An 8,542-nucleotide genomic window follows, 5' to 3' on the forward strand; every position below is an offset into this window, starting at 1 on the left:
GCCGCCGGCGCGCTGTGGGCGGCGGCGATCGGCGCGGTCGTCGCCGCGGCGGTGCTGCCCGGCGGCATCGGCGTGGCCGCGGTGCTGGCGGTCGCAGCCGCCGCCGCCGCCGTCGGCTGGCTGGCCCGCCGGCAGATCGGCGGCGTCACCGGCGACGTGTTCGGCGCCGCCGAGCAGGCCGGCGAACTGGCCGTGCTGCTGGTCGCCGCGTCCTATCTCGGAACCTGAGCGATACCCCCCTCGAAGGAGCGAGCTGCATGACCCCGACCCGCTGGTGGCTGGTGCGCCACGCGCCGGTGATCAACCCGGCCAAGGTGATCTACGGCCAGCACGACATCGACTGCGACGTCGACGACCCGGTGGTGTTCGGCGCGGTCGCGGAGGCGCTGCCGGCCGGCGCGCTGTGGCTGCAGAGCCCGCTCGGGCGCACCCGCAAGACCGCCGCGGCGATCCGCGCCGCCGGCTGCAGCGGCGAGGAGCCGATCGACGAGCCGCGGCTGATGGAGCAGCACTTCGGCGACTGGCAGGGCCAGGTGCGGGCCGAGATCCTGGCCCGCCAGCCCGAGGCGTACCGGCGGTTCTGGCTGGCGCCGGCCGAGCAGCGGGCACCGAACGGCGAGAGCTTCGTCGACGTAGTCGCGCGGGTGCGGGCCGCCCTCGACGACTGGTCGGCCCGTGCCGAGGGGCGCGACGTGGTGGCGGTGATGCACGGCGGCCCGATCCGCGCCGCCCTGTCGATCGCGCTCGACCTGTCGCCGGCCCGGGCGCTGTCGTTCCACACCGAGACGGTGTCGGTGACCCGGATCGACCGCTACGCCGACGGCGCCTGGGGTGTGGGCTTCGTCAACGCCACGCCGGGACGTCCGACGACCGCCGGCTGATCCCGGCCAGGATCGCCTCGACCCAGTCGAGTGCCGCGTCGACGCTGCGGGCCGGCACCTCGCCGCGCTCGGTCGGCCGGCGGATCATCACCACCGGCAGGTCGAGGGACCGCGCCGCCAGCACCAGCGGCGCATCCTCCTCGGCGCCGGTCGCCCGCATCACCACCGCCTGAGCGCCGGTCGCCCGCAGCAGCCGGATCTCGGCCTCGCGGCAGGACGGGCCCGGGCACAAGGTCGGGGCGAACCGCTCCGGCCGATCCCAGCGCACCGGCGCCCGGGTCAGCCGCACCGGGAAGCGCAGGCCCCCGACCGCCTCGAACGGGTCCAGGTCGCGCTCCGGCAGCGACAGCAGCACGGTGCGGGCGATCGAGGCGACCGCGCCGGCCGCACCGGCGAGGTCGCGAACTTCGACCCAGCGGTCCAGCGGATGGCGGTGCCAGACCGGCGGCCGGAAGCCGAGGTGCTGCACGCCGGCGGCCTGCGCCGCGTCGCGGACCGCCTTCACGCCGGCCCGGTCGAACGGGTCGAGGGCGTCGATCGCCGCCGCGGCCCCGGCGAGGTCGGCCGGCCCGCCGCCGATCGCATCGACCCGGCAGCCGCGCGGCACCGTGGCGGCGCCGGCCAACGCCACCACGACCACCAGGCCGCCGCCCTCCCGGCCGTCGCCGAACCGCGCAGCCGCCGCCTCGGCCAGCCGCACCCCGGCCCGGGTACCGGCCCAGATCCGCAGAATTGGAAGCCTGTGGGTCGGGATCGGCTGCGGTCGCATGGCCCGGCCAGCCTAGCCGGCCCCGGACCGGTGCGGCAATTCGGTCGGTGCGGCAATTCGGCTGGCGGCGCGAACCTTTCCTTGACGCGCGTCCGCCCCATATGCCCGATGCCAGCCGTTCGACCGACCGCCGGGAGCCGTGCATGTCGACCCGCACCTTCGTGATCGTCGTAACCCTGCTGTCGGCCCTGCTGGCCGGCACCGTGGTCGGGGGATACCTGATCTGGAGCCGCACCGACCAGGGCGGCACGGCGATGATCGGCGGGCCGTTCACCTTGGTCGACCAGACCGGACGGACGGTCACCCAGGACACCCTGAAGGGCCAGTGGAGCTTGGTGTACTTCGGCTACACCTACTGCCCGGACGTCTGCCCGACCTCGCTGTCGGTCATGACCTTCGCGCTGGAGGCGCTGCCGCAGGCGGTCGCCGCAAAGATCACCCCGGTGTTCGTCTCGGTCGATCCGGAGCGCGACACCGTCCAGCAGCTCGCGCTGTACCACCAGAGCTTCCACCCGAGCTTCCTGATGCTGACCGGCACCCCGGAGCAGGTCCGCGAGGCGGCCAAGGCCTACCGCGTCTACTACCGCAAGGCCGAGAACGACAGCGCCACCGAGTACCTGATGGACCACTCCTCCATCACCTACCTGATGGACCCGAAGGGCAACTACGTCACCCATTTCGGCCACGACGTGACGGCCGACGGCATGGCCGAGACCCTGAAGAAGACCGTCGGCGGCTGAGCCCGACATGGACTCGCTGACCCAGGCCGCCCTCGGCGCCGCCGTCGGCACCGCCGTGCTGGGCCGCCGGCTCGGGCCGCGGCGGGCGGCGCTGGCCGGGGCCGTGCTCGGCACCCTGCCGGACCTCGACGTGTTCTGGCCGTTCGACGACCCGGTCGACGCCTTCGTCCTGCACCGCGGCGCCACCCACTCGCTGGTGGTCCAGGCGCTGGCGACGCCGCTGTTCGGCGAGGCCCTGGTGCGCGGTTTCCGAGCCCTGCGCGAGCACCGCCGGCTGGCCTGGGCGGCGGTCTATCTGTGCCTGTCGACCCACGCCCTGCTCGACGCCATGACGGTGTACGGCACCCGGCTGCTGTGGCCGCTGTGGACCGAGCCGGTGGGGGTCGGCTCGGTGTTCATCATCGATCCGCTGTACACCTTGCCGCTGCTGGTCGCCGTGGTCTGGGCGCTGTGCCTGCGGGCCTGGACGCCGCGCTTCGGCCGGGTCCTGGCGGCCGCCCTGGCCCTGTCGACCGGCTATCTCGGCTGGGGCGTGGCGGCCCAGGGGATCGCCCGGGACCGGGCCGACGCCGTGCTGGCGGAGGCCGGCATCGCGCCGGAACGGACGCTGGCCACCCCGACCCCGTTCAACACCCTGTTCTGGCGGGTGATCGCGATCGACGGCGACCGCTACCTGAACCTGTACGTGCCGCTGCTGGGCGGCGCCGACGCGGTCACCGCCTACGTCCATCCGCGCGGCGGCGACGGCTGCCTGGCCGGGGTTCCGGTCGCCGGCACCCTGTCCCGGTTCGCCCACGGCTTCGTGCGCTACGAACGATCCGGGGCGGACTGGCGGGTCGCCGACCTGCGCATGGGGCTGACGCCGAGCTACGTGTTCCGCTTCGCAGTGGCCGCGGACCGCGGCGGCATCGCGACCCCGGTCGCCCCCGCGCGGGTCCGGACCGCCCGCTCGGGCGACGGCGACGTCGACTGGCTGCTCGCCGGGATGGCCGGGCGGGCGGCGGTGCGGACCGCCGAGCGCGACGCCGCGCTCGACCTCGACGCGGTGCGGCTGGCGGCACGCCCGGCCCCGACCCTGAGCTGCTGACCGACTCTCGGCTGCTGGCCGGGCAGGCGGCAGTCCCGGCCGGCACAGCTCGGTGATGGCCTCACCGACGGCCCTGGCGGCGAGACGGCGACGCGGCAAAGGTCGTCCTGCCGCGCCGTCGCGCCGGTGCAGGCCGACGCGCCGGCTCTCGCGCGGTCCGGGACAATGGCTGGGAGAATGACGTCGGACGTCAATCGGCGGTATGAGTCCGTCCAGCCGAAGCCAGCAGCGTCGCGCCATGACCTTGTTCCCCTGCACGCCGTCAGCGGTCGTCTTCGACATGGACGGCCTGCTGTTCGACACCGAGGCGCTGTACCTGGACGCCGCCATGGCCGCGGCGATCGACCACGGCATCGAGATGCCGGTCGAGCTCTACCTCGGCACGGTCGGGCTGACCGGCGACGCGGCCCGCGAGCTGGTGTGCGGGCATTTCGGACCGGATTTCGACTTCGACGGGTACTGGAAGACCGCCGACTTGAAGTTCGGGCTGCTGGCGGAAACCGGACTGCGCCTGAAGCCCGGCGCGGTCGAGCTGCTCGACATCCTGGCCGGCCGCGGCCTGCCCAGGGCGATCGCCACCTCGTCGTCGCCCGGGAAGGTGTGCCACCATCTCGACGCCCACGGCCTGCACGGACGGTTCGACGCCATCGTGGCGCGCGGCGACTACGCGCGCGGCAAGCCAGCGCCGGACCCGTTCCTGAAGGCGGCCGAGCGGCTCGGCGTGGCGCCCGAGACCTGCGTCGCCCTGGAGGACTCGCACAACGGCGTGCGGGCGGCGTCCGCGGCCGGGATGATGACCGTCATGGTTCCGGACCTGCTCGAGCCGACCGCCGAGATCCGCGGCCTGTGCGCCCACGTCGCGGCCGACCTGCACGACGTCGGCAGCCTGATCTCGGCGATGCTTGACCGCGCCGAGCCCGGTCGGCGCCGATGACGCGGCCGGGTGTCGGACCTGGGTTCGGGTGAATTGACCGTATACTGACTATATGTATACTCATTAAAATGAACCCGGTCCGGAGCGGGAGGAGGAGGCGCATGCAGTTCCATCTCAACGGGTTCCGCCCCGGCGATCCGGAGATCTTCGAGCCGTCCGAGCGCGCAAACGCTTCGCCGCAGGCCGACACGCTTCCCGACCGGGTCGACGTGCTGATCGTCGGCTGCGGCCCGGCCGGCCTGACCCTGGCGGCCCAGCTCGCCGCGTTCCCGGAGATCACGACCCGGATCGTCGAGCAGAAGCCCGGCCCGCTGCAGCTCGGCCAGGCCGACGGCGTCGCCTGCCGGACCATGGAGATGTTCAACGCCTTCGGCTTCGCCGACCGGCTGCTGAAGGAGGCCTACTGGGTCAACGAGACCGTCTTCTGGAAGCCCGACGAGAACGACCGCGCGAGCATCGTCCGGCACGGCCGGGTGCAGGACGTCGAGGACGGGCTGTCCGAGTTCCCGCACGTGATCCTGAACCAGGCGCGGGTGCACGACTTCTACCTGGAGGTCATGCGCAACGCGCCGAGCCGGCTGGCGCCGGACTACGCGCGGCGGGTGGTCGACCTGCGGATCGACCCGGACGCCGCCGACCACCCGGTGACGGTCCGGCTGGAGCGGGTCGACCCGGCGCACGGGGGCCGGGTCGAGACCGTGCGGGCGCGCTACGTGGTCGGCTGCGACGGTGCGCGCAGCGCCGTGCGCACCGCACTCGGCCGGACCCTGCGCGGCGAATCCGCCAACCAGGCCTGGGGCGTCATGGACGTGCTGGCGGTTACCGACTTCCCGGACATCCGCTTCAAGGCGGCGATCCAGTCGGCCAACCAGGGCAACATCGTGATCATCCCGCGCGAGGGCGGCTATCTGGTCCGGGTCTATGTCGAGATGGACAAGCTGGCCGCCGACGAGCGGGTCGCCAGCCGCAACCTCACGGTCGACCACGTGATCGCGGCGGCCCTACGGATCCTGCATCCCTACAGCTTCGAGGTGAAGGAGGTCGCCTGGTGGTCGGTCTACGAGATCGGCCAGCGGCTGTGCGACAGGTTCGACGACGTCCCGGCCGACCAGGTGGCCACCCGCACGCCCCGGGTATTCATCGCCGGCGATGCCTGCCACACCCACAGCCCGAAGGCCGGCCAGGGCATGAACGTGTCGATGCAGGACACCTTCAACCTCGGCTGGAAGCTCGCCCACGTCCTGCAGGGCCGCAGCGCGCCGTCGCTGCTGCACAGCTATTCGGCGGAGCGGCAGGCGGTGGCGAAGGAGCTGATCGACTTCGACCGCGAATGGGCCCGGATGTTCAGCGCGCCGCCGAAGGGCTCGCCCGAGGACAAGGGCGACGGCGTCGATCCGGCGGAATTCCAGCGCACCTTCCAGAAGTTCGGCCGCTTCACCGCCGGCACAGCGACGCACTACGGGCCGTCGCTGCTGACCGGCGAGCCGACCCACCAGGATCTGGCCAAGGGCCTGGTCGTCGGCATGCGGTTCCACTCGGCCCCGGTCATCCGGCTGGCCGACGCCAAGCCGGTCCAGCTCGGCCACACCACCGGGGCCGACGGCCGCTGGCGGGTGTTCGCGTTCTGCGACGCCGGGGAGCCGGGAGCGGGATCCTCCGGCATCCGGGCGCTGTGCGACTTCCTCGACCGCTCGCCGGACTCGCCGGTGCGGAAATACACGCCGCCCGGCGCCGACATCGACTCGGTGATCGACGTGCGCGCAGTCTTCCAGCAGGAGCACCGCGCCCTCGAGCTGGCGGCGATGCCGGCGTTCCTGCTGCCGCGCAAGGGCCGCTACGCCCTGATCGACTACGAGAAGATGTTCTGCCCCGACCTCAAGGCCGGCGCCGACATCTTCGCGATGCGCGGGATCGACCGGCGGCGCGGCTGTCTCGTGGTCGTGCGGCCGGACCAGTACGTCGCCCACGTGCTGCCGCTCGACGCCCATGGCGAGCTCGCGGCGTTCTTCGGCGGCTTCCTGCTGCCGGCCGGGGGACCGTGACGCTTCCGGGCTCCCGTCCGGTCGCCCCATCCGCTTGCCCCGGCCCGGCCGTCGCGCCTATCTTGCGCCGCTGTTTCTTCCCCTGGAGGACTCCCTCATGAGCGAGCGGATCAAGGGCGTGATGGCCGCCGGCCTGACCGCGTTCAACGACGACCTGTCGATCGACGTCCAGGGCACCATCGCCCACACCCAGTGGCTGCTCGCCAACGGCTGCGACGGGGTCCTGATCTTCGGCACGACTGGCGAGGCCAACTCGCTGTCGCTGGCCGAGCGGATGGCGTTCCTGGACGCGCTCGGCGCCTCCGGGCTGCCGAAGGACCGGCTGATGATCGGCACCGGCTGCTGCTCGGTGCCGGACAGCGTCGAGCTGACGTCCAAGACCCTGGAGATCGGCATCGAGTCGGCGCTGATGCTGCCGCCGTTCTACTACAAGAATCCGAGCGACGACGGGCTGTACGCCCATTTCGCGCGGGTCCTGGAGAAGGTCGCCGACCCGAAGCTGAAGCTCTACCTCTACCACTTCCCGCAGATGTCGGCGGTGCCGTTCAGCCACGAGCTGATCGGCCGGTTCCTGGCCGACTTCCCGGGCGTGTTCTGCGGCGTCAAGGACAGCTCCGGCGACTTCGAGAACATGAAGGCGATGGCCGCCAAGTTCCCGGGTTTCGACGTGTTCGCCGGCACCGAGCGCTACCTGCTCGATACCCTGAAGGCCGGCGGCGTCGGCACCATCACCGCCACCGGCAACTGCACCTCGGCGATGTGCGGCGCGGTCTACGCCGCCTGGAAGGCCGGCGCGCCCGACGCCGAGCGGCTGCAGGAGGAGCTGACCGCCCAGCGCCTGGCGCTGCAGAACTTCCCGGCCGCCGCCGCGCTGAAGGAACTGCTGGCACGCGAGAGCGGCAGGCCGTCCTGGCGCAACGTCCGCGCACCCTTCCTGCCGCTGGCCGCCGAGCGGGCCGAACAGCTGGTCGCCGACATGAAGAAGGTCGACTTCCGGCTCCCGGCGATCGCCGCCTGACGGGCCGCCTCCCGTGACCATCGGGATCGCCGCCCGGGGCAGCAACGCCGGGGCCGCGGTGCTGGCCGGGCTGGCCGCCGTCGAGGCGGTCGGGTCCGGCGAGATCCGCGGCTTCGGGGTGTTCCGGGCGCTCGGCCCCGACGGAACCCTGATCGACGCCGAGACCCAGGACGGCGGGCACGCCGAGCTGCTGGCCTCGCTCGACCGCCGGGGCCTGCGCGCGCCGGCCGAGGCGGCAACCGTGGCGGCGCTGATCTCCAGCGGCCCGAACCGGCCGGAGCCGTTGACCCAGTTCCTGGCCGCGGGCCCGGCCGGGCTGGTCACCGGGCACCGGCGCCCGGACCGGCCGGGCAAGGACGGCGTGGCGGTGAACCTGGCCGTGCTGAAGCGCATGGCCGTCGGCGAGACGCCGGAATCCGCCGTCGCCGCCGTGCTCGCCGCCAACCCGGAGCTCGACGCCGGGCTGATCGCGGTCACCGCCGGGGCGCTGGGCATGGCCGAGACCGACCGGGTGCGGCGACGGTGCGACCGCGGTGCGGCCCGGCTGTCGCTGCAGGGCGGCGCCGCCGAGGTGGCGGTGCTGCACAACGCCATCCAGCCGTTCGAGGGGCTGGCCGGGCTGGCCGCCGGGGCCGCCCGCCGGGTGCTGGAGGCGGCGCCGCCGCCGCTGCCGGCGGTCCGGCTGGCGCCCGGCCCGACGGTCGAACTCGGCGGCGAGGACGGGCTGTGGCTGGCCGCCGACGGCACGGTGGAGCGGATCGCCAGCGCCAACCCGTCGCTCGCCGGGTTCGCCGGCTGGACCTCGGGCGCGGTCTATCTCGGCACCCCGGTCTACCGCGACGGCACCCGGATCGGCGTCACCGTGACCGAGGCCTACTGCCGGCTCGACGACGGCCGCATCCTGGAGGTGGCTCCCACCGCCGCCGAGGTGAGCTGGCGGGTGGACTGAGAGGCCCGTCGCTCGGTGGGTTCCGGCTCGACCGCGTCGGGGCGACGCGTCCGTCCAGCAACTGTACGCGTTGTTGTCAAGCGTCTGCGGGTCTGAATGGCCTTTGTTCCTTGACCATGGTG

9 protein-coding genes are annotated in these 8,542 nt (G+C 73.1%); 8 read left to right on the top strand and 1 reads right to left on the bottom strand.

Annotation, left to right across the window (positions count from 1 at the left end; genetic code table 11):
* Window positions 1-228: adenosylcobinamide-GDP ribazoletransferase (locus tag IE246_RS27700; RefSeq protein ID WP_189995922.1), on the top strand; the 228-nt coding region annotated here is incomplete at its 5' end.
* 29 nt (window positions 229-257) lie between these two features.
* Window positions 258-881 (top strand): histidine phosphatase family protein, encoded by a 624-nt coding sequence (locus tag IE246_RS27705; RefSeq protein ID WP_189995925.1) that lies wholly within the window; start codon window positions 258-260, stop codon window positions 879-881.
* Here IE246_RS27705 and IE246_RS27710 read toward each other — a convergent pair.
* Entirely contained in the window at window positions 844-1,650 is an 807-nt protein-coding gene (locus IE246_RS27710) for a precorrin-6A/cobalt-precorrin-6A reductase (RefSeq protein WP_189995927.1), read from the bottom strand. The two genes, IE246_RS27705 and IE246_RS27710, sit on opposite strands and share 38 nt — an antisense overlap.
* Before the next feature lie 143 nt (window positions 1,651-1,793).
* On the opposite strand from IE246_RS27710, the gene IE246_RS27715 reads away from it, so the two are divergent.
* The 6 genes from IE246_RS27715 (at window position 1,794) to IE246_RS27740 (ending at window position 8,420) form a co-directional block, all read left to right on the top strand.
* Window positions 1,794-2,390: an SCO family protein gene (locus tag IE246_RS27715; protein ID WP_189995929.1), complete on the top strand. Its 597-nt coding sequence runs from the start codon at window positions 1,794-1,796 to the stop codon at window positions 2,388-2,390.
* 7 nt (window positions 2,391-2,397) lie between these two features.
* Complete coding sequence (locus IE246_RS27720; RefSeq protein WP_189995931.1) at window positions 2,398-3,477, top strand: metal-dependent hydrolase; 1,080 nt, start codon at window positions 2,398-2,400, stop codon at window positions 3,475-3,477.
* 238 nt (window positions 3,478-3,715) lie between these two features.
* On the top strand, window positions 3,716-4,411 hold the full coding sequence (locus tag IE246_RS27725; protein ID WP_189995933.1) for an HAD family hydrolase: 696 nt from the start codon (window positions 3,716-3,718) through the stop codon (window positions 4,409-4,411).
* Window positions 4,412-4,512: 101 nt separating this feature from the next.
* Window positions 4,513-6,453, top strand: coding sequence for an FAD-binding monooxygenase (locus tag IE246_RS27730; RefSeq protein WP_189995935.1), 1,941 nt, complete (start codon window positions 4,513-4,515; stop codon window positions 6,451-6,453).
* Window positions 6,454-6,550: 97 nt separating this feature from the next.
* Window positions 6,551-7,471: a dihydrodipicolinate synthase family protein gene (locus IE246_RS27735; protein WP_189995937.1), complete on the top strand. Its 921-nt coding sequence runs from the start codon at window positions 6,551-6,553 to the stop codon at window positions 7,469-7,471.
* A gap of 13 nt (window positions 7,472-7,484) precedes the next feature.
* Complete coding sequence (locus IE246_RS27740; protein WP_189995940.1) at window positions 7,485-8,420, top strand: DUF6963 family protein; 936 nt, start codon at window positions 7,485-7,487, stop codon at window positions 8,418-8,420.
* Window positions 8,421-8,542: the final 122 nt, after the last annotated feature.

Origin of the sequence: Thalassobaculum fulvum (assembly GCF_014652915.1) — a bacterium.
Taxonomy (GTDB): domain Bacteria; phylum Pseudomonadota; class Alphaproteobacteria; order Thalassobaculales; family Thalassobaculaceae; genus Thalassobaculum_A; species Thalassobaculum_A fulvum.